This is a genomic window from Senegalimassilia anaerobia JC110, from assembly GCF_000236865.1.
GTDB lineage: Bacteria > Actinomycetota > Coriobacteriia > Coriobacteriales > Eggerthellaceae > Senegalimassilia > Senegalimassilia anaerobia.
In genome coordinates, this window is the sequence record NZ_CAEM01000067.1 from 1 (window position 1) to 1,188 (window position 1,188).

Here is a 1,188-nt window from a genome sequence, read left to right on the forward strand (position 1 = left end):
ATGAGCAAATTGTCCAAGGAGCAGTTCGAGGCCTACCTCGAGCAGATCAAGAACCTGGCCGAGGGCCCGTTCGAGGAGATGCAGCCCGAGATCGAGGTCACGAACGTCTTCCCGGAGAAGTTCTACGAGCTGGCCAAGGAGAACGACCTGTACCGCTTCGCCCTGCCGGCCCAGTACGGCGGCTGGGACCTGTCCGAGCTCGACATCCTGCGCGTGCAGGAGCAGTTCTCCCGCGGCCCGGGCGGCATGCGCATGCACCTGCACTACGCCGCCGACCTGAACTGGCGCATCCTGGACGACTACGGCTCGGATGAGCTGAAGGCCCAGTACATGGACAAGTTCCAGGACAAGACCATCTTCACCTGCTTCGCCCTGACCGAGCAGTCCGGCGGCACCGGCGCCGACATCCACACCACCGCGGTCAAGGACGAGAACGGCGACTACATCCTCAACGGCGAGAAGTGGCTGATCTCCCACACCGACTGCTGCGAGTTCGCCTACGTCATCGCCGTCACCGACGAGTCCAAGTCCGGCGACGAGCGCCTGTCCGCCTTCTTCGTGCCCGTCGACACCCCCGGCTACGAGGTCACCCCGATGCCCCACATGATGGGCGCCCGCGGCGCTGCCCACACCGGCCTGAAGTTCACCGACATGAAGCTGGACAAGAAGTACCTGCTCGGCGAGGAAGGCCAGGGCATGGAGATCGCCATCCACTCCCTGTCCGTCTCCCGCGCCCACATCGCAGCCTCCAACCTGGGCATGTGCCAGCGCATGCTGGAGATGTCCCTGGCCCGCGCCAACGACCGCATCACCTTCGGCAAGCCGATCGCTTCCCGCCAGATGATCAAGCGCGAGATCGCCGAGATGCAGATGTACACGCACGCCCTGCGCTGCATGGTCTACGACTTCGGCCGCGAGTACGACGCCGACCCCAACGGCAAGTACATCGAGGAGAAGGCCGCCATGTGCAAGCTGTTCTCCATCTACTCCACCCGCATCGTCTCCGACGGCATGCTGGAGATCTTCGGCGGCGACGGCTACTTCGAGGACTCCCCCTACGGCCCGACCGAGCGCCTGTACCGCGACGCCCGCGCCATGTGGCTCGAGGAGGGCGCCCCGAACGTCCAGCGCATCACCATTGCCCGCAACTGCCAGAAGTTCGGCGGCAAGGTCGAGTACCAGCTGTAA

1 protein-coding gene is annotated in these 1,188 nt (G+C 64.6%); it reads left to right on the forward strand.

What is annotated here, in order from left to right; translation table 11 throughout:
• Positions 1-1,188: acyl-CoA dehydrogenase family protein (locus SFHG_RS00020; protein WP_042431930.1), on the forward strand; the 1,188-nt coding region annotated here is incomplete at its 5' end.